Origin of the sequence: Luteimicrobium album (assembly GCF_030161555.1) — a bacterium.
GTDB lineage: Bacteria > Actinomycetota > Actinomycetes > Actinomycetales > Cellulomonadaceae > Luteimicrobium > Luteimicrobium album.
This window is the reverse complement of sequence record NZ_BSUK01000001.1, coordinates 773,137-791,341: the sequence shown is the minus strand read 5'-3', so window position 1 is coordinate 791,341 and position 18,205 is coordinate 773,137. Positions and strand designations below refer to the sequence as shown.

The window sequence follows — 18,205 nt, the reverse complement described above, 5'->3', positions numbered from 1 at the left end:
AACGCGGGGTCACAGGCGTGACGGATGAAGTCGGCGGGCTCAGTCACCCGTCGTCACGACGCGCACCTGGCGCGTGACCCCGGCCTGCCGGCCGACCAGGATCATCGTCACGGCCTCGTCGGGCAGACCGCCGGCGACGGCGCGGTACCGGGGCCGGACGAGGTCGACCACGAGCTGAGGGCTCGAGCCGTCCGCGAGCCGGAAGCCCCGGTCCGCGACCGCCGACGCCGCGAGCGCGAGCGCCAGCCGCGGCCACCGGGTCAGCGGGGTCGACGCCGGGTCGACGGGCTGGAGCGCGAGCATGAGCGCCGCGGCGCCGCCGCCCGCACCGGCGACGGCGAGGCCGCTCGGCCCGCTCGACAGCGGCCCGGCCGCGGCGATCGCCCCGGCGAGCGCCCCGTCGGAGGGCCACGCGGTGGCGCCGCTCGTCACCGACTCGAGGCGGCGGACCTCACGCTCGAGCGTCGCCGCGACCGTCAGCACGTGGCCCGCGCCCGGCAGGCGCACCTCGACGTGAAGCCGCACGTCCGTGAGCGGCGCCGACGCGCGGTCCAGCTCGGCCACCGCGGTGAACGCCTCGCTCAGCAGGAACCGGTCGACGCCTCGCGTCGTGAACGCCGAGTCCGAGCCGCGCAGCGCCAGCGGCTCGGGCTCCGCCGTGCCCGACGGCGCCGGCGCCCCCAGGCACTCGCCTCGCCGCCGTCGGCGGCGAGCACGTCGAACAGGTCGAGCTGGGTGCCGTCGAGGGCGAGCGCGCCCTGCCCGACGGGCGCCCCGTGCGTCGTGCTCACCCTCGACCCTCCTCTGCTCGTTGCGCGGTGACAGTACAGGGTGCGCGTGAGGCACAGTGCGCCGTGCGCGCGAGGGAAGTTTGGCGATGCGCGTCAGGTATAGTAGAGGGTGCGCGCCAGGTATGATGGAGTCCCGCACACCGGAGGTCCGACGTGTCTCCCTACGCCCCGCGAGTCGTCGACGAGCTGCTCGACGAGCTGCAGCCGCATCTTCCGGCCACCTCGATCTATGGGCCCAAGGGCGTCGGCAAGACGGAGACCGCTCGCCGACGGGCGACCTCGGTGCTTGCTCTTGACGAGCCGGCGGACGCCGAGCGGCTTCGTGCGGCCCCGCAGCTCCTCCGCGATCTTCCCGGCCCGCTCCTCGTCGACGAGTGGCAGCGCTGGCCCTCCTCGTGGGACCTGATCCGGCGCGCCGTCGACGACGGCGCAGCACCCGGGCGCTTTCTGGTCACGGGCAGCTCGGCACCGCGGGGCGTGGCGGTGCACTCGGGCGCCGGGCGGATCGTCGGGATCCGGATGAGGCCGATGAGCCTGTCGGAGCGCGGGGTCGAGATCCCGACGGTCAGCCTCGGTGCGATGCTCGCCGGGACTGCGACGATCGACGGAGAGACGGACGTGGCGCTCGCCGGCTACGTCGAAGAGATCACTGCGTCCGGCTTCCCCGGCATTCGTGGGGCGGCGACCGCGAGGCTCCGACGGTTCGCGCTCGACACCTACATCGACAACATCGTGCAGCGAGAGTTCCCGGAGGCCGGTTATCCGGTGCGCCGTCCGGAATCGCTCCGGGCCTGGCTCGCGGCCTACGCTGCGGCCAGCTCGACGACCGCGAAGTACTCCGAGATCCTCGACGCCGCCACACCCAACCAGGGCGAGAAGCCCACCAAGGTCACCACCCTCACCTACCGCGACGCGCTGTCGGGTCTGTGGCTGCTCGACCCCACGCCGGCCTGGATGCCTGTCTCCAACCACCTGTCGCGGCTCGGTCAGGCGGCGAAGCACCAGCTCGCCGACCCCGCGCTCGCGGCCCGGCTGCTGAACCTGGACGCGGACGCCCTGCTGGCCGGCCAGCAGGGCTCCCCGGCGATCGACCACCGCACGATCCTCGGGGCTCTCTTCGAGTCCCTGATCACGCTCGAGGCCCAGGTCTTCGCCCAGGGCGCCGAAGCGCGGGTCCACCACCTGCGCGACCGCGACGGTCGGCACGAGGTCGACCTCGTCATCGAGGGCCGCGGCGGTCGGGTGGTCGCTCTCGAGGTCAAGCTCGCCGCGGTCCCGACGGACAAGGACGCGCGTCACCTGCTGTGGCTGAAGGAACGACTCGGCCCCCAGCTCGTCGACATGGCGGTGATCTGCACCGGACGGCACGCCTACCGACGCCGTGACGGTGTCGCGGTCGTACCGGCTGCGCTGCTCGGTCCGTAAGGCCGCAGGGTTCCGCCGGGACAGTTGCTCCTGTGCCACTATCTCGCGGGGCGACGAGGTCCCCCGCTGGAGTGCTACTCGCCGAGGACCCGGAGCTGCACATGAGCACGTGCGTGCGCGACCTCGAGCGGTGTCGTGGTCTAGGCCGCGAACGAGCCTCAGCGTGCGCGAATGTCCCTGTCCTTCGCCCACCAGAGGAACTTGGCGGCATGGTGGACTGTCGCGAACCCGTCGCCCGCGAGCACGAGCAGAAGGCGGTTGCTCCACACGATCAGCCGGCCGATCGTCCAGGTGACGCGATGGGGATCAGGAAGAGCGAGCCCCCACACGTCCTGGGCGACCTCACGCTTCCCGGCGCTCGCTGGGCTGGTGTAGGTGAGGATCGGCAGGTACTCCCTGTCCTCCACCACGCAGAGCACTTTGGTCAAGAGCGACTCCCTGAAGCCCTTCATCCCGGCGTCGCGGTCGGTGATGAGGGTCGTGAGGCGATCCTCGAGGGGGACGTCCCGAGGTCCGCGAAGGAGGTACTCGATGACGCCGCGGAGCTTGTCGGCCGCGTCGGAGTCGCCCAGCTCGTTCCAGGCCCGGTTGAAGACGGACATGTTTCCGGGGTGCGCGCCGAGCCGGATATTGGCGAATGCCTTGAGGTCCGCGGGGCTCGCTCGGACCGGACCGTCTGCGCTGAAGATCTGCTGATACGTCGCCCAGTGCCGTGCGACGGCGGGGTCGGGGTGCGGCTGAACCCGTTCGAGGAACTCGTGCTTGAGCTGCTCGACCCGGGCGAGACGCGCGGGCTCGACGTCGCCCGGTCCCGGGAACCTCTCCCTGAGCTGCTCCAACGTCGGCAGCACGGGATGGTGATCGACGCGTCGTTCCGTAGCCCTGCCGCGTGTCCACTCGCCCCCACACCGGGTGCAACGTACCTGGATACGTCCGTCCTCGGCCCGACCGACCGCCTCGACGTCCGCGTCCGTCGAGCAGGTGCTGCAGATCAGATCGGCGATCATTCGACGCTCCATAGTCCGGCTCTGGACGGGTCTGCCTCACCGTGCGGTCGCCGTGCGCCGGTTGTCACGGCTGTGCTCGCACCATTCTCGCGCCGGCGGCTGCACGCGCGCGGCGACGGTCGACGACGTGGCAGGCTCCACCCATGGCCACCGTCCTCCTCGTCCGCCACGGCCGCACCGCCGCGAACACCCAGGGCATCCTCGCGGGCCGCACCCCGGGCGTCCGGCTCGACACGACCGGGCGCGCCCAGGCCGAGGCGACGGCGCGCCGCCTCGCGGCCGTCCCCCTGGTCGCGGTGGTGACCAGCCCGTTGGTGAGGTGCCGGGAGACCGCGCGGGCCGTCGTCGGGCAGCAGGAAGGGAAGCCGTCGCTCACCGTGGAGCCCGGGATCACCGAGTGCGACTACGGCGACTGGCAGGGCCGTGCCCTCGCGGAGCTCGCGAAGGAGCCGCTGTGGACGGTGGTCCAGGGCCAGCCGTCGGCGGCCGCGTTCCCGGGCGGCGAGTCGCTCGCGGCGATGCAGGCACGGTCGGTGGAGGCGGTCCGCCGGCACGACGCCGACCTCGAGGCCCGGCACGGCACGGGGGCGGTGTGGGCGGCGGTCGCGCACGGCGACATCATCAAGGCCGTCCTCGCCGACGCGCTCGGCATGCACCTCGATCTGTTCCAGCGGATCGCGGTCGGTCCGGCGTCGGTCTCGGTCGTGCGCTACGGGCCGCACCGGCCCGAGGTGGTCGCCGTGAACACGGACGCGGGCGACCTGTCGTGGCTGCGCGCCGCGGCACCGGTCGGGGACGCGCCCGTCGGCGGCGGTTCCGGGCACGCACCCTCCTGACAGCGGGCGCGTCCGCTCCTTAGGGTGGAGGCATGCCCACCCTCGTGCACGAGTTCGACTGGCCCGACCGGGTCGTCGTCGGGACGGTCGGCCGACCCGGCGAACGCACCTTCTACCTCCAGGCGCGCACCGGTACCCGCACGACGAGCGTCGCCATGGAGAAGCAGCAGTCCGCCGTGCTCGCCGAGACGATCGACGAGATGCTCGACGAGCTCGCGACGCAGGACGGGCTCACCGTCCCGGCCGAGGTGCCGCCCGAGCTCCTCGACGAGGACCCGCTCGACCAGCCCGTCGAGGAGGACTTCCGCACCGGGGCGATCCACCTGGGCTGGGACCCGCGGACCGCGCAGGTGCTCATCGAGGCGTTCTCGCTCGACGACGACGCCGACCCCGACGAGGGGGACGAGCCGAGCGAGATGCTGCGCGTGCGGATCCCGGTCGGTGCCGCACGCGCGTTCGTCCGGCGCACCATGGCCGTGGTCCAGGCGGGGCGGCCGACCTGCCCGAGGTGCGGCGAGCCCATCGACCCGGAGGGTCACGACTGCGCGGTGCCCGACGACGCCCAGCCGGGCGCTGCGTGACCGACCAGGACACCGGGGTCGGGGCAGGCTCCGACGAGCTCGAGTCCGCCCCGCTCGAGGTCGTCGGCCGCATCCAGGTGGCGTCCAACGCGACGTTCTTCGCCCGGATCGGCGAGGTCGACGTCGTCTACAAGCCGGTCGCCGGCGAGAAGCCGCTCTGGGACTTCCCGGACGGGACGCTCGCCGACCGGGAGGTCGCCGCGTACCTCGTGTCGGAGGCGACGGGGTGGAACGTCGTGCCACGCACGTGGCTGCGGGACGGCCCGCTCGGGCCCGGCATGGTGCAGCTCTGGCAGGTCCAGGACGAGGGAGCGGACCCGGTCAACGTGGTCCCCGCTCGGCGGGCGGGTCGGGACGGCTGGCGCACCGTCCTCGAGGGCGCCGACGAGGACGACCGGCCCGTCTGCCTGGTCCACGAGGACTCCGCCGCGCTGCGCCGGATGGCGGTGCTCGACGTCGTCCTGAACAACGCGGACCGCAAGGGCGGGCACGTGCTGCCGATGCCCGACGGCCGCCGGCTCGGCGTCGACCACGGCGTCACGTTCCACGTCGAGCCCAAGCTCCGGACGGTGCTGTGGGGCTGGCTGGGCGAGAACCTCGACGCGTCGGAGCTGGCCGGCGTCGAGCGGGTCCGGACCGGGCTGGGCCCGGACCTGGACGGGCCGCTCGCCCGGGCGCTCGGCCCGCTGCTGAGCGACGACGAGCTCGTGGCGCTCGCCCTGCGCTGCGAGCGGCTGCTCCGCACCCGGACGTTCCCCGCGCCGGAGGGCGACATGCCGTCCGTGCCCTGGCCGTTGTTCTGACCCGGTCCTCACCAGGGCCGGTCGTCGTCGCCCCAGCCGCCGAACGCGCCGCCCTGCCGCGACCCCAGGTACGACTCGACGACGGCGGCACCGAGGTCGTCCGCCTCGGGCGCGACGACCGTGCCGTCGACCCGCCGGGCCATGGCGTCGACGAACCGCGCGAGCCCGGGGTCGTCGCCCAGCCGGAAGAACGTCGTGCGCGCGCCGAGGCGGGCCGAGGCGTCGAGCTCCTGGACCGTGCGGGCGATCGTCACCGGGGCCGGCGGGTAGTCGAACCACGGCTCGCCGTCGGGCTCGAGGTGCGAGGTCGGCTCGCCGTCGGTGACGACGAGGAGCACCGGCTGCGCGTTCGGGTGCCGCCGGAACAGACGGTTCGCGAGCAGCAGCGCGTGGTGCAGGTTGGTGCCTTTCTCCCACAGCGCGTCGAGGTCCACGAGCTCCTCGATCTCCATCGCCTGCGCCGTCCGTCCGAACGCGACGAGCTGGAGGTCGTCACCGCGGAACCGGGTCGAGACGAGCGTGTGCAGCGCGAGCGCGGTGCGCTTCATCGGCACCCAGCGCCCCTCCATCGCCATCGAGAACGACGTGTCCACGAGCAGCGCGACGCACGCCTGGGTCCGCGCCTCGCTCTCCTGGACCTCGACGTCGTCCAGCCCGACGACGACGCGCGGTCCGCTCCCGGCCGTTCCCCCGGGCGCGGTCCGCCCCGCGTCCGAGGCGGACCGGCGCGTGAGGGCGTTCGTGAGCGTGCGCGTGACGTCCCACGGCTCGGTGTCCCCGAACGACCACGGCCTCGTCGCGCCGGACAGGTCGCCCGCGGAACCGGCCCGCCGCAGGTCGTGGGCGCCGGCCCGGCCGGACATCCGCTCGGCGATGTCGCGCAGCAGGGTCCGGCCCAGCCGGCGCATCGCCTGCGGCGTCAGCATGAGCCTGCCGTCGCTCGCACGCCGCATCGTGTCCGAGTCGCGCAGCGCGCGCTCGAGCCGCTGGAGGGCTCGGGCGTCGACCGCGGCGTCCGGGCCGAGCTGGCGCACGAGCGCGTCGAGGTCGACGTCGTCGAGCTGTGAGCCGGGGTACGACTGCGCGAGCTGCTCGGCGAGCGCGTCCAGGTCCGCGAGATCCTGGAGGACGCCCGTGCCGTCGCCCAGCCCGAGGCCCTCCTCGCCGTCGAGCCGCTCCGAGCCGCCCCAGTCCTCGCTGGGGCGCAGGGTCTGCAGCGCCTGGTCCAGCCGGGCGAGCGAGGACATCAGCTCGGGCGAGCCGAACGCCTGCTGGGCCAGCGCGTCCAGCTCGCGCCGCTGGTCCGGACTCAGCGAGTTGCGCAGGCGCTGCGCCGCGGCCGCCCGGCTCGCGAGCGCGTCGAGGAGCTCGTCGACGTCACGCGGACCCTCGGGGAAGAAGTCGCCGTGCCGCTCCATGAACGCCTCGAACTGCTCCGGAGTGTCCTCCCCGCGGGCGTGCGCCTCCAGCAGCGCGTTCAGGTCCTCGAGCATCTGCCCGACGGCGGCCCGGTCGGCGTCCGTCGCGCCCTCGAGCGCCTGCTTCATGCCCGCGAAGCGCTGGTCGAGCAGCTCGCGGCCGAGCAGGTCCTTGATCCGCTCGAAGTCCGCACGGGCCTCGCTCGAGCGCCACGGGTAGTCGTTCAGCTCGCCGACTGCCGCCGCGGGCGAGGACGGCAGGGCGTCGAGCCGCAGCTGCGAGAGCGCCCGGTCGCCCTCGTCCAGGTCGATGTCACGGGCCAGCTGCTTCCGCTCGGCGAGCACCGCCCGGTCGAGCAGCTCCTTGACCTCCTGCAACGTCCCGTCGAGGTGGTGGCGGTCGGTGAGCTCACGGCGGCGCTCGGCGACGCGGCGGGCCAGGTCGTCGAGACCGGCGCGGTCGCCCGTGCCGCGGCGCAGGAGCTCGCGGAGCGCCGCCTCGGGCGACGACCCAGCCATGACGTCCTCGCCGATCGCCTCGAGCGCCGACGACAGGTCGACCGGGGGAGCGAGCGGGTCGGGCCCGTCCGTGTACGCGACGTAGCGCGTGCGGCGGGTGAGCCGCCGGTTCGGCCTAGCCATGGAGCGGCTCCCTAGCCGTAGATCGTCTCGCCGTCGCCGGCCTCCTTGCTGATCCGGCGCGCCAGGTACAGGCCTTCGAGCGCGAGCTCGATCGCCCCCGCGCGCTCGCCGTCCGTCGTCGCGCCCAGGCGCTCGCAGACGTCGTCGTACAGCTCGGACTCGCCCAGCGCGGGCAGGCTCGCGAGGAAGTCGCGCGCCGTGACCTGCTCGCCCGTGGTGACCATGCGGCCGCCGGCGAGCGCGTCCACGAGCAGCCCGAGGTCGACGCCGCGCAGGTGCGAACGGACCGTCTCCGCGGTCGACGTCCGCAGCAGGTGGTCGAGGATCTCGTCCTCGCGGCCCTCCTCGGCCGCCTCGAACTCGACCTTGCCGCCCAGCACGTCGACCGCCGTCTCCAGGTCGACAGGCCGTGCGACGGCCTCGGCCTCACCCTGCCGGGTGGCGCGGTGCAGCGCAGCCGCGGCGATCGTCTCAGCGCCCGCGATCGTGAAGCGCGCACTGACGCCGCTGCGCTGGTCCACGGCGCTCGACTCGCGCAGCGCGCGCGTGAACCGGGCCAGGATCTCCAGCAGGTGGTCGGGCACGTCCGCGACGAGGTCCGCCTCCTGCCGGACGATCGCCACCTCGTCCTCGAGCCGGACCGGGTAGTGCGTGCGGATCTCCGCGCCGAAGCGGTCCTTGAGGGGCGTGATGATGCGCCCGCGGTTCGTGTAGTCCTCGGGGTTCGCGCTCGCGACGACCAGCACGTCGAGCGGGAGACGCAGCACGTAGCCGCGAACCTGGATGTCGCGCTCCTCCATGACGTTGAGCAGGGCGACCTGGATGCGCTCGGCGAGGTCGGGCAGCTCGTTGATGGCGACGATGCCGCGGTGGCTGCGCGGCACGAGACCGAAGTGGATGGTCTCGGGGTCGCCCAGGCTGCGGCCCTCCGCGACCTTCATCGGGTCGACGTCGCCGATCAGGTCCGCGACCGAGGTGTCGGGGGTCGCGAGCTTCTCGACGTAGCGCTCGTCGCGGTGACGCCACGCGACGGGGAGCGCGTCGCCCAGCTCCGCCGCGCGTCTCCGGCTCGCCGCCGTGATCGGGTCGTAGGGGTGCTCGCCGAGCTCCGAGCCCGCGATCACGGGCGTCCACTCGTCGAGCAGGCCGGCGAGCGTGCGCAGCACGCGCGTCTTGCCCTGGCCGCGTTCGCCCAGCAGCACGACGTCGTGGCCCGCGAGCAGGGCGCGTTCGAGCTGGGGGACGACCGTCGACTCGAAGCCGTGCAGGCCTGGCCAGGGGTCGCGGCCCTCACGCAGCGCGGAGAGCAGGTTGGTCCGGATCTCGTCACGCACCGACCGCTGGACGTGCCCGGAGGCACGGAGCTCACCGACCGTCGTGACGTCAGCTGGAAGCGTCATCCCTGCGAGCCTACGCGCGCCGAGGTCGCCCTGGGGGCGAGACGTTCCGGTGCTCGTCGTCCAGACTGTGGTCCACCCGGCGCGCGGACCGACCCGACAGGAGCGACCCATGAAGGTGGACCTCAAGCGCGAGCTCCCGACCTACACGGCCCGGCGCGGACGGTTCGACGTCGTGACCGTCCCGCCGCTGTGGTTCCTCATGGTGGACGGTCACGGCGACCCGAACACGGCCCCGGCGTACCGGGACGCGCTCGCGTCGCTGTACCCGCTCGCGTACGCGCTGAAGTTCCTGAGCAAGATCGAGGTGGGCCGCGACTACGCGGTGATGCCGCTCGAGGCGCTGTGGTGGGCCGACGACCTGGCGACGTTCACCTCGGCCCGCGACAAGTCCCGCTGGGACTGGACGCTGATGATCCTCGTGCCGGACTGGCTCGGGCCGGGCCACGTGGAGGCCGCACGCGCCAAGGTCCGCTCGAAGGGCGGCGCACCCGTCCTCGACGAGGTCCGTCGTGAGCGTCTCGACGAGGGCCTGTGCGTTCAGACCCTCCACGTCGGTCCGTACGACGACGAAGGTCCGGTCCTCGCGGACCTCCACGACCGGTTCGTCCCCGAGCAGGGGCTGCGTCCGACCGGCAAGCACCACGAGATCTACCTGAGCGACCCGCGCCGCGCGGACCCGGCGAGGCTCCGCACGATCCTGCGCCAGCCGGTCGCCCCGGCCTAGCCGAGCGCTACCCGACGGCGAGCTGCACGTCGGCGGCGGCGCGCTTGAACCCGGCGCGCTCGTAGACGGCGACGGCGGCCTCGTTGTCCCCGTCGACGTACAGCTCGACCGTGGTCGTGCCGCGCCCGGCGAGCTTCTCGAGACCGGCCCGCAGCAGCCACCCGCCGAGTCCGGTCCCGCGCGCGGACGCGTCGACGCCGAGCACGTAGATCTCGCCGGTCCGCGGGGTCTCGGGTGGGACCTTGGTCCAGCAGTAGCCGACGAGCTCACCGTCGGAGGCGCGCTCGACGAGCACGAAGCCGTCCGCGTCGAACCAGTCCTCGGCCTCCCGGGCCCGGACGTCGGCCATCGTGACGCGGCCCTGCTCGGGGTGCTCCGCGAAGACGCGCGAGTTGAGGCGCACCCAGGCCGGCTCGTCCTGGCCGGGAACGAAGGCGCGTGCCCGGTAGCCGTCCGGGGCGTCGCCCGCCGCGAGCCCCTCGGCCGCGAGATCGTCGAGCGCCGGCAGGGGCCGTTCCATGCGCCACAGCTCGCGCACGACGGCGAGGTTGCGGCTCCGCGCGAGCCGGCGCGCGGCGGGAAGGTCGCCGTGCGCCCAGAGTGCGAGGCTGCGGTCACGCGCCGCGGCGACGTGCATGGCGCGCGAGAGGACGGCGAGACCGATGCCGCGCCGCCGGACGAGCGGGTGCACGACTAGCTCCGCACCGGCGCGCGAGGTGCCGCCGAGGTCGACCTGCGCGTAGGCGAGGAGCGCAGGGAGCCGTTGGCCGCGCGGGCCGCGGGCACCCCGCTGCCCGGCGGGCCGGTTCTCCGCGGACGACGACGCCCGCGCGAGGACGTGCCGCACGGGAGCCTCGGCGGTCTCGAGCGAGAGGAGGGGCTGTTCGGAGAGGGGCGCGACGCCGTCGTTGGACTCGGCCTCGCGGGCGAGGGCGCGCACCGCCAGCGCGTCTTCGGGGGACAGGGGGCCTCGCCGGTCCTCGACGGTGAACTCGAGGGTGCGTCCGACCGCGAACATCGAGGCGACGGCGGACGTGAAGTCATTCATGTCACGATTCCATCACGATTCGCTGTGAATGCGGTCCCCCTGGGGACGGACTTCGCCCTGCCCGGTTCCCACCCGCCGGTAGTAGACGACGGTGGCGTGGAGCGTCCCGTCCGTCTGCACCGAGAAGTCGGGGATCGCACCCACGCGCTGGTAGCCCGACCGGACGTACAGGCGCTCGGCGTCGCTGCCCTCGTTGGTGTCGAGGACGAGGAGCGACCGCCCGGCCGCCCGGGCACCGTCCTCGACCGCGCCCAGCAGCGCCCGGGCGAGCCCGCGCCGTCGGGCACGGGGATGCACGAGGACCTTGACGACCTCGGCCCGGTGCAGGCCGTTCTCCTGGCCCGCCAGGACGAGCGACGCGGTCCCGACGACCCGGCCGGCCTCGTCGCGGGCGACCCACGTCCGGGTCGACGCGTCGGCGAGGAAGGCGTTCCACCATGCCGCGGCGGCGTCCGGTCCGGGAGGTGCGACCCACCCGACGCTCGCGCTGTCCGTCACGCATGCGATCAGGACCTCGCTGAGCTGCGCGACGTCGTCGGGGGTGGGGAGGACAAGAGGCTCGGCGTGGGTCACGACGCGAGCCTAGGGGTCGTCGCTCAACCGCGGTGGCAGACCTGGCAGGTGCCGCGGCGGCGCAGCCAGTACGCGTAGGTCGCGGCGCCGAGCAGGACGCTCCAGGCAGGCCACAGGAACGCGGGCCCGAACGCGGCCAGCCCGCCGCCGCCGAGCTTCAGCTCGGCGTCCAGGACCCCGCCGATCAGCGTGAACCCCGCCGGCATGACCGCGACCGCGACGGCGGTCGCGGGGACGACGGCGAGCGAGACGGGCACCCGACGGCCGGCGAGGCCGACCGCCCAGCGGGGGAACCGCTCGCCCCAGCGCTGCGTGAGGCCGAGCGTCAGGACCGCACCGACCACGGCGAACGAGCCGAGCCCGAGGGCGGCGATCCAGCCGTCGGAGTTCCGCAGCTCGCCGAGGTCGTCGAATCCGAGCGAGATCCCGAGGACCCACGCGAGTCGTGTCGCCGCGTACACCAGGGGCACCGCGGCAGCGGCGACCGTGACGCGTCGGCCCCACCGGGCCGCGGAGGCGGGCGTCGTCCAGGCGGGGTCACGGCCGTCGTCGTGCCTGCCGCACGACGCGCACGCGGCCCGCGCGGCCCGCGCGGCCCGGTCGAACCGCACGACCGCGACGGCGAGGAGCGCACCTCCGACCAGGACCGCCGTCTGGAACACCGACACCCCCGTGACCGTCTTGTGCAGCAGGGCGTCCCGGAAGTCGTCGTCGAACGGCGCGAGGATCAGCATCGCGGGGAGATAGCCGAGGCGCGCCAGGACGGTGAGATCGGTGCTCGCGACCACCCCGGCCAGGACGGCGCCGCCGGCCGCGAGCACCGCCGCGCGAGTGCGCCGGGTCACCACGGCGCCGGGGAGCCCGGGCAGGCGCAGGGACGCCGTCGCGACGAGCGCACCGACGACGGCCAGCACGCCGGTCCACACGGTCAGCGTGCCGCCGTCGAGGTGCGCGAGAGGGTGCCTTCCTCGCCGCTGGCAGCGCCCACGGGCAGCGAGTGCCCGGTGAGCGCGACGACGAGCGCGACGGCTGCCGCGGCGGCCCACCACCCGGCGGCGACGCGGGCGACGACGGCGCCACGGCCGATGCGCAGGGACCCGGGGTCCGGCGTCGGGCGCGGCGGGTCCGGTGGGTCGGTGTCGGAGCGGAGGACGGGTGCGGGGGAGGAAAGGGTTCGGGTGCTCATGTCTCGACCCTCGTCGCGGCGCGGTGCCGCCGGATCACCCGCGGCGGGGAACTCTCCCGAGGGGACGTCACCCGCGCGGGTGAGCCGGCACGAGGGGTCAGCCGGGGACGACGAACCCCGACGCGTACGCCCGGACGACGGCCTGGGTCCGGTCCCGCACCCCCAGCTTCGCGAGGACGTTCGCGACGTGGGTGCGGACGGTCTCGACGCCGAGGAACAGGTCGTCCGCGATCTCCTGGTTCGACCGGCCCGTCGCGACGAGCTGCAGCACCTCGGCCTCGCGGTCGGTGAGCCGGGCCTCCGCGCGCAGGTCGCCCGACGGCGGCCGGCCGACCGCGAGCCGGCGCACCGTCGCGGGGACGACGAGCGAGTCCCCGCGCGCGACGACGCGCACCGCGTGCACGATCTCCTCGGGGCGGGCGCGCTTGAGCAGGAAGCCGTGGGCGCCCGCCGCGAGCGCGTCGAGGACGTGGTCGTCGTTCTCGAACGTCGTCACGACGAGGACGCGCGCGTCCGGGTACCGGGCGAGCAGCGCCCGCAGCGCGGTGATGCCGTCCACGTGAGGCATCCGGACGTCGAGGAGCAGCACGTCGGGCCGCGTCTCGGCGACGAGCGCGAGCACCTCCGACCCGTCGCCGGCCTCGCCGACGACCTCCAGGTCGTCCTCCGCGACGATGATCGCGCGCAGGCCCGCGCGGACGAGGGACTCGTCGTCGACGAGCGCGACACGGGTCGTCATGGTGCCTCCGGGACGCGGAAGGTGGCGCGGACGACCCATCGTCCGCCACCGGCGTCGTCGGGCTCGGGTCCCATGCCGAGCCGGCCGCCGAGCGCCTCGACGCGGGCCGCCATGCCGGTGACGCCGCGGCCGCCGGCGCTGCGGCTCCGCGACCGGTCCTCGCCCGCGACGCCGTCGAGCGTGTTGGCGACCTCGACCACGAGCGCGCCGCCGTCGGACGTCGCCCGGACGGCGACCGCCGCTCCGGGCGCGTGCCGGACGGCGTTCGTGAGGGCCTCCTGCACGACGCGGTACGCCTCGTGCGACACGGCCCGGGGCGGCGCCGACCGTCCGGGAGGCAGTCCGTCGAACGTGACGTCCGTCCCGCCCGCGCGCACCTGCGCGACCAGGGCCGGGACGTCGTCGAGGGTGCCGGGCGTGCGCCGGGTGTCGGGCGCTGGCGTGCGCGGGTCCGCGCGGAGCAGCCCGAGGACGTGGTCGAGGTCGGCGAGCGCCGACCGCCCCGTCTCCTCGATCGCGGTGAGCGCCCGACGCGCGGCCTCGGGGTCGCGGTCGAGGCTGCGCGCGGCCGCGGCCGCCTGGAGGGTGGTGACGGTGAGGGCGTGCCCGACGCTGTCGTGGAGCTCCTGCGCGAGCCGCCCGCGCTCGGCGAGGCGGCGCCCGCCCGCCTCGAGCTCGGCGATCCGCTCGGCCTGGTCGGGGCCGAGGAGCGCGGGGGCGGCCTGACGCAGGACGGCGGCGCTCGCGACCGTGACGAGGGGGACGGCGAGGACCATCGCGGCGGCGACCGCGACCAGTCCGGCCGGCGGGAGCGAGTCCCAGGGCAAGGTCGTGTCGTCGCCGAGCAGGTCGACGCCCAGAGCGCTGAACCCGAGCTCGAGGGCGATGGGGACCAGGATGAGCAGCCCGCCCACGACGGCGGCCCCGAGGACCAGATGCAGCCCGTACCAGCAGGCGGCGCGCCACCGGGTCGCGGGGGTCGGGGTGCCGGACGGGACGGGGACGTCGACGTCGAGGAAGGTGCGGACCGCCATGACCTCGAGCGTCCGGACGGACGCGAGGAACGGCGGGACGGCCCCCAGCACGGCGGTGACCGCGGCGAGGACGGCGACCGCGACGACGGGGTTCTCGGGCCGGGACAGCATCGAGACGAACGCCTGCGCGAGCAGGACGTACGCGGCCGCGACGATGCCGCCGAGCAGCAGGAGCACGCTCGCCCGCACGGTGCGCGCTCCCCACCGCGGGCGCGCGGCGGGCGCGGCGTCAGGCGGCGCGGTGGGCATCGTCCCAGTCTGCCGACGACGACGGCCGCACGTCATCCCCCAGCGGGTGGCGTGCGGCCGTCGTCGGGCGGGCACGGATCTACTTGACCTCGGAGCGCAGGACGCGCCAGGTGCCGATCACGCCCGGCACGACGATCCACAGGAGCGCGCCCGTCCCGATGTGCGCCCAGTCGGAACCCGTCATGGAGTCCGTCCCGTACAGCGCCGAGCTGGACTGGTTCAGGTCGAACCAGATGATCTTGTCGCTGAGGCTGCTCCAGATCCCGCCTACGATGCTGATCAGGGTCGGCACCAGGAAGTAGGCGACGATCGCCAGCGCTGAGTTGAGCAGCGCGGCACCGAAGGCGAGGCCCCAGGCGACGCCGAGCACGAACGCCAGCAGGACACGGCCCAGCATCCCGACGCTCACGTCGGCCCAGGGTCTGCCGCGCCGCCGACGAGCGCGAGGACCGCAGCAGGGATCGCGGCGACCACGATCGCGCTGAGAGCGAAGAGCAGGGCTGCGGCGACCTTGGCGCCGAGCACGCGGCCCCGGTGCGGGGTGAGCGTGAACGTGACGAGGGCCGTCCGCTGACCCCACTCGGAGCAGACCAGCAGGATGCCGAGGACCGGGAGCATGAAGCTCAACGGCACGGACGCGACACCGAGCAGGTTGAAGAACGTCCGGTCCTCCTCGTCGCCGAAGACGAAGACGCCCACCATGACGGCGACGGCGACCACACCGACGACGGCCAGGAGCCACGTCCCGGCTCGGGTGTCCCGCATCTTGCGCATCTCGACCCGGATGAGACGGGTCAGCGGAACGGTGGGGGTCGAGGACAGGTCGAGCGTGTCTCGGGCCCCGCCGTTGGTCGCGGGGAAGTTCGGGTTGGTGGCGACGGAGGTCATGCCGAGGCTCCTTGGGTGGTCACGGACTCACGGGCGTCGGACGCGGTGAGCTGGAGGAACATCTCCTCCAGACCGGCGCCCTCGGCGGGGCGCAGCTCGAGGAGGACGGCTCCCACGGCAGCAGCCGCCCGGCCGACTGCGATCGGTTCGGCATCGGTGCGCAGCCCGCCGTCGCCCGAGGCCGAGGCGGAGATGCCGGCACCGACCAGCGCCTTGGCCAGGAGCGCCGGGTCTTCAGCGCGGACGAATGTCCCCGCCGTCCGCAGCAGCTCGTGCTTCGCGCCCTGCGCGACAATGCGGCCGCGACCGATGAGGACCATGTCGTCTGCGATCATCTCGACCTCGTGCAAGAGGTGCGACGACAGCAGGACCGTCCCGCCGTCGGCGGCGAAGTCGCGCAAGAGGCCGCGCATCCAGTGGATGCCGGCAGGGTCGAGCCCGTTGGCCGGCTCATCGAGGATGAGGACGGACGGCTTGCCGATGAGGGCGTTCGCGATGCCGAGCCGCTGCCGCATGCCGAGCGAGTAGTTCCTGACGCGGCGCTTGGCCTCAGCGGGCGTGAGCCCGACGGTCTCGAGCATCTCGTCAACGTGGGACTCCGGGAGGCCCATCGTCATCGCCGAGATGGTCAGGACCTCGCGGCCCGTGCGGCCCACGTGCTGGGCGGACGCGTCGAGCAGGATGCCCACGTGCCGACCGGGATTGGGGATGTCGGCGTACTTGTGCCCGCCGATCGTCGCGATGCCACGGTCCGGCAGGGTGAGTCCCGCCATGATGCGCATGCTCGTCGACTTCCCCGCGCCGTTCGGGCCGAGGAAGCCTGTCACCCGACCTGACCGGGCGACGAACGAGACGTCGTCGACGGCGGTGAAGCCGCCGTATCTCTTGCTCACGTTCTCGAAGCTGATCATGCGTCCAGCCTCGTGGCCCGGCACGGGTCGGCGCATCGGACCACGGGCTGGACGTGTCCGATACCAAAGTCGCAGCCCTCCCGAGACCTGCGATCGCTGCCGCGGGCGGACGGCGCTCCTAGGGTGTGAGGGTGCCCGCCCCTCCTGACCAGTACGCCCCGCCGCTGACGCGGTGGGGTCAGACGTGGCGGCTCGTCCTTGCGTTCCTCGTCTCGCTCCTGACCTGGTCTCAGGTCGCCGACGCCGAGGCCACGCACCGGCCGTGGGTGTTCTGGGCCGACCTCGTGCTCGGGCTCTTGTCCTTCGTCCTCGTGGTGAACCGGCGACGGAACCCCTTCGCCATCGCGCTCCTGCTGGCCTGCTTCGGAGTGCTGTCGGCGTCGTCCGTCGGTCCTGCGTCGCTCGCGCTCGTGTCGCTCGCGACGCGGCGCGAGGTCCCGCGCCTCGTCGGCGTCGGTCTCGTGAGCGTCGCCTCCGGGCTCGTGTTCAACCTCGTCGTGCCGCACACGACCGACGACTCCTGGTGGGTCAACCTCGTGTTCGCCGTCGTGGTGACCGCCGCGTTCGTCGTCTGGGGTCTGTACGTCGGTTCGCGGCGCGAGCTTCTCTGGTCGCTGCGGGATCGCGCCGACCAGGCCGAACGCCAGCAGGAGCTGCAGGTCGAGCGGGCGCGCGCCCTCGAGCGCGAGCGGATCGCGCGCGAGATGCACGACGTCCTCGCGCACCGGATCTCGCTCATCAGCATGCACGCCGGGGCGCTCGCCTACCGGACTGACCTGCCGCCCGAGCGGGTCCACGAGACCGCGGCGCTGATCTCCTCGACCTCCCACGAGGCGCTCGTCGAGCTGCGGGAGGTGCTCGGCGTGCTGCGGGAGAGCGAGCCGACCCGCCCCCAGCCGACCCTCGCCGACCTGCGCGAGCTCGCCGACGAGGCCACGGCGGCCGGGGTCCGGGTCCTGCTCGACGTCGACGTCCCCGACGGGCCGGCCGTGCCCGACCGCATCGGCCGCACCGTGTACCGGCTCGTCCAGGAGGGGCTGACCAACGCCCGGAAGCACGCGCCCGGCTCGCCCGTCACCGTCGCGGTCGGCGGGGCACCGGACGGCTGGCTGCGCGTCGTCGTGCGCAACGGCCGCAACGGCCTCGCCGACCCGACCGCCGCGACCGGCGCGGGGCTCGGGCTCGTCGGCATGCGCGAGCGCGTCGAGCTCGCGGGCGGGCGGCTCGAGGTCCGGGAGGACCCCGGGGCGTTCGTCCTGGAAGCATGGCTGCCGTGGCAGCAGTGATCCGGGTCGTCCTCGTCGACGACGACCCCCTCGTCCGCAGCGGTCTCGGCCTCATCCTCGGCGGGGCCTCCGACCTGGAGATCGTCGGGCAGGCCGACGACGGCCGCGCGGCACTCGCGCTCGTCGAGCAGCAGCGGCCCGACGTCGTGCTCATGGACATCCGGATGCCCGTCATGGACGGGATCGAGGCCACCGCGCGCCTGCGGTCGGTGCCCATGCCGCCGCGCGTCATCGTGCTCACGACGTTCGGGGCCGACGACCACGTCGTCCGGGCGCTCAGCGCCGGCGCCGCCGGGTTCCTGCTCAAGGACACGCCGCCCGCGGACATCGTCGACGCCGTGCGTCGGGTCGCCTCGGGGAGCCGATGCTCTCGCCCGCCGTCGTCCGGACCCTGATCGAGCGGGTCACGACGCAGCAGGGGCCGGGCCGGGCCGCGCACGCGCGCGAGCGGCTCGCCCTCCTCACGGACCGCGAGCGGGAGATCGCCGACGCCGTCGCCCGGGGCTCAGCAACGCGCAGATCGCGCAGGAGCTGTACCTGAGCGTGCCGACCGTGAAGGCGCACGTCGGGCACGTGTTCACCAAGCTCGGCGTCGACAACCGGGTGCAGGTCGCGATCTGCGTCCTCGACGCCGCGGGGAGCTGAACCGCCGAGGACGCGGATC

20 protein-coding genes and 1 pseudogene are annotated in these 18,205 nt (G+C 74.0%); 7 read left to right on the top strand and 14 right to left on the bottom strand.

The genetic code is table 11. The annotated features are described in order from the left end of the window. Positions 1-39: 39 nt before the first annotated feature. Positions 40-564: a hypothetical protein gene (locus QQK45_RS03945; RefSeq protein WP_284292144.1), complete on the bottom strand. Its 525-nt coding sequence runs from the start codon at positions 562-564 to the stop codon at positions 40-42. Between the two features lie 17 nt (positions 565-581). Further along, entirely contained in the window at positions 582-791 is a 210-nt protein-coding gene (locus QQK45_RS03940) for a hypothetical protein (RefSeq protein WP_284292143.1), read from the bottom strand. Between the two features lie 153 nt (positions 792-944). Between QQK45_RS03940 and QQK45_RS03935 the strand changes: the two genes are divergently transcribed. Next, positions 945-2,216 (top strand): ATP-binding protein, encoded by a 1,272-nt coding sequence (locus QQK45_RS03935; RefSeq protein WP_284292142.1) that lies wholly within the window; start codon positions 945-947, stop codon positions 2,214-2,216. Positions 2,217-2,374: 158 nt separating this feature from the next. Here QQK45_RS03935 and QQK45_RS03930 read toward each other — a convergent pair whose 3' ends face one another. Further along, entirely contained in the window at positions 2,375-3,067 is a 693-nt protein-coding gene (locus QQK45_RS03930; RefSeq protein ID WP_284292141.1) for a hypothetical protein, read from the bottom strand. Between the two features lie 299 nt (positions 3,068-3,366). Here QQK45_RS03930 and QQK45_RS03925 point away from each other — a divergent pair, with 299 nt between their 5' ends. The 3 genes from QQK45_RS03925 to QQK45_RS03915 are packed head-to-tail and all read left to right on the top strand — an operon-like array spanning position 3,367 to position 5,443. Beyond that, positions 3,367-4,059, top strand: coding sequence for a histidine phosphatase family protein (locus QQK45_RS03925; RefSeq protein WP_284292140.1), 693 nt, complete (start codon positions 3,367-3,369; stop codon positions 4,057-4,059). A 32-nt stretch (positions 4,060-4,091) separates the two neighbouring features. Next, positions 4,092-4,640 (top strand): DUF3090 domain-containing protein, encoded by a 549-nt coding sequence (locus QQK45_RS03920; RefSeq protein WP_284292139.1) that lies wholly within the window; start codon positions 4,092-4,094, stop codon positions 4,638-4,640. Beyond that, positions 4,637-5,443 (top strand): SCO1664 family protein, encoded by an 807-nt coding sequence (locus QQK45_RS03915; protein ID WP_284292138.1) that lies wholly within the window; start codon positions 4,637-4,639, stop codon positions 5,441-5,443. Before QQK45_RS03920 ends, QQK45_RS03915 begins: the two co-directional genes overlap by 4 nt. Before the next feature lie 8 nt (positions 5,444-5,451). Here the strand turns inward: QQK45_RS03915 and QQK45_RS03910 are convergent, their stop codons facing one another. Beyond that, positions 5,452-7,503 carry a vWA domain-containing protein gene (locus QQK45_RS03910; RefSeq protein WP_284292137.1) on the bottom strand — a complete coding sequence of 684 codons (2,052 nt, stop codon included), beginning with the start codon at positions 7,501-7,503 and terminating at the stop codon, positions 5,452-5,454. A gap of 11 nt (positions 7,504-7,514) precedes the next feature. Next, positions 7,515-8,903 (bottom strand): sigma 54-interacting transcriptional regulator, encoded by a 1,389-nt coding sequence (locus tag QQK45_RS03905; protein WP_284292136.1) that lies wholly within the window; start codon positions 8,901-8,903, stop codon positions 7,515-7,517. 109 nt (positions 8,904-9,012) lie between these two features. Here QQK45_RS03905 and QQK45_RS03900 point away from each other — a divergent pair, with 109 nt between their 5' ends. Then, positions 9,013-9,627: a GyrI-like domain-containing protein gene (locus tag QQK45_RS03900; protein WP_284292135.1), complete on the top strand. Its 615-nt coding sequence runs from the start codon at positions 9,013-9,015 to the stop codon at positions 9,625-9,627. 7 nt (positions 9,628-9,634) lie between these two features. Here QQK45_RS03900 and mshD read toward each other — a convergent pair whose 3' ends face one another. The 9 genes from mshD to QQK45_RS03855 all read right to left on the bottom strand — a co-directional run bounded on the left by mshD (position 9,635) and on the right by QQK45_RS03855 (position 16,255). Continuing rightward, positions 9,635-10,675, bottom strand: coding sequence for a mycothiol synthase (gene mshD, locus QQK45_RS03895; protein WP_284292134.1), 1,041 nt, complete (start codon positions 10,673-10,675; stop codon positions 9,635-9,637). Positions 10,676-10,687: 12 nt separating this feature from the next. Continuing rightward, entirely contained in the window at positions 10,688-11,248 is a 561-nt protein-coding gene (locus QQK45_RS03890; RefSeq protein WP_284292133.1) for a GNAT family N-acetyltransferase, read from the bottom strand. A gap of 23 nt (positions 11,249-11,271) precedes the next feature. Further along, a complete protein-coding gene (locus tag QQK45_RS03885; RefSeq protein ID WP_284292132.1) occupies positions 11,272-12,174 on the bottom strand; it encodes a hypothetical protein in 903 nt (300 codons plus the stop codon). A 2-nt stretch (positions 12,175-12,176) separates the two neighbouring features. Further along, the gene (locus tag QQK45_RS03880; RefSeq protein WP_284292131.1) at positions 12,177-12,434 is read right to left on the bottom strand and encodes a hypothetical protein; all 258 of its coding nucleotides are present in this window, start codon (positions 12,432-12,434) and stop codon (positions 12,177-12,179) included. 97 nt (positions 12,435-12,531) lie between these two features. Next, positions 12,532-13,173 carry a response regulator gene (locus QQK45_RS03875; RefSeq protein WP_284292130.1) on the bottom strand — a complete coding sequence of 214 codons (642 nt, stop codon included), beginning with the start codon at positions 13,171-13,173 and terminating at the stop codon, positions 12,532-12,534. Continuing rightward, positions 13,170-14,456, bottom strand: a complete 1,287-nt coding sequence (locus tag QQK45_RS03870; protein ID WP_284292129.1) for a sensor histidine kinase — start codon at positions 14,454-14,456, stop codon at positions 13,170-13,172. The genes QQK45_RS03875 and QQK45_RS03870 overlap by 4 nt, the downstream gene beginning before the upstream one ends. Positions 14,457-14,535: 79 nt before the next feature. Next, positions 14,536-14,865, bottom strand: coding sequence for a hypothetical protein (locus tag QQK45_RS03865; RefSeq protein WP_284292128.1), 330 nt, complete (start codon positions 14,863-14,865; stop codon positions 14,536-14,538). Then, a complete protein-coding gene (locus tag QQK45_RS03860; protein ID WP_284292127.1) occupies positions 14,862-15,344 on the bottom strand; it encodes a hypothetical protein in 483 nt (160 codons plus the stop codon). Before QQK45_RS03860 ends, QQK45_RS03865 begins: the two co-directional genes overlap by 4 nt. Further along, a complete protein-coding gene (locus tag QQK45_RS03855) occupies positions 15,341-16,255 on the bottom strand; it encodes an ABC transporter ATP-binding protein (RefSeq protein ID WP_284292126.1) in 915 nt (304 codons plus the stop codon). The genes QQK45_RS03860 and QQK45_RS03855 overlap by 4 nt, the downstream gene beginning before the upstream one ends. A gap of 131 nt (positions 16,256-16,386) precedes the next feature. On the opposite strand from QQK45_RS03855, the gene QQK45_RS03850 reads away from it, so the two are divergent. Both QQK45_RS03850 and QQK45_RS03845 read left to right on the top strand, forming a co-directional pair. Next, the gene (locus tag QQK45_RS03850; protein ID WP_284292125.1) at positions 16,387-17,541 is read left to right on the top strand and encodes a sensor histidine kinase; all 1,155 of its coding nucleotides are present in this window, start codon (positions 16,387-16,389) and stop codon (positions 17,539-17,541) included. Beyond that, a pseudogene (locus tag QQK45_RS03845) lies at positions 17,520-18,186 on the top strand (response regulator). The gene QQK45_RS03850 and the pseudogene QQK45_RS03845 overlap by 22 nt, the downstream one beginning before the upstream one ends. The last annotated feature ends 19 nt before the right edge of the window (positions 18,187-18,205 follow it).

What these genes read in the sequence shown, in the direction of transcription:
- QQK45_RS03860 (WP_284292127.1), bottom strand. Translation starts at nt 15,344, where the DNA reads ATGACCTCCGTCGCCACCAACCCGAACTTCCCCGCGACCAACGGCGGG.
- QQK45_RS03910 (WP_284292137.1), bottom strand. Translation starts at nt 7,503, where the DNA reads ATGGCTAGGCCGAACCGGCGGCTCACCCGCCGCACGCGCTACGTCGCG.
- QQK45_RS03880 (WP_284292131.1), bottom strand. Translation starts at nt 12,434, where the DNA reads ATGAGCACCCGAACCCTTTCCTCCCCCGCACCCGTCCTCCGCTCCGAC.
- QQK45_RS03900 (WP_284292135.1), top strand. Translation starts at nt 9,013, where the DNA reads ATGAAGGTGGACCTCAAGCGCGAGCTCCCGACCTACACGGCCCGGCGC.
- mshD (WP_284292134.1), bottom strand. Translation starts at nt 10,675, where the DNA reads ATGAATGACTTCACGTCCGCCGTCGCCTCGATGTTCGCGGTCGGACGC.
- QQK45_RS03870 (WP_284292129.1), bottom strand. Translation starts at nt 14,456, where the DNA reads ATGCCCACCGCGCCGCCTGACGCCGCGCCCGCCGCGCGCCCGCGGTGG.
- QQK45_RS03925 (WP_284292140.1), top strand. Translation starts at nt 3,367, where the DNA reads ATGGCCACCGTCCTCCTCGTCCGCCACGGCCGCACCGCCGCGAACACC.
- QQK45_RS03855 (WP_284292126.1), bottom strand. Translation starts at nt 16,255, where the DNA reads ATGATCAGCTTCGAGAACGTGAGCAAGAGATACGGCGGCTTCACCGCC.
- QQK45_RS03920 (WP_284292139.1), top strand. Translation starts at nt 4,092, where the DNA reads ATGCCCACCCTCGTGCACGAGTTCGACTGGCCCGACCGGGTCGTCGTC.
- QQK45_RS03905 (WP_284292136.1), bottom strand. Translation starts at nt 8,903, where the DNA reads ATGACGCTTCCAGCTGACGTCACGACGGTCGGTGAGCTCCGTGCCTCC.
- QQK45_RS03875 (WP_284292130.1), bottom strand. Translation starts at nt 13,173, where the DNA reads ATGACGACCCGTGTCGCGCTCGTCGACGACGAGTCCCTCGTCCGCGCG.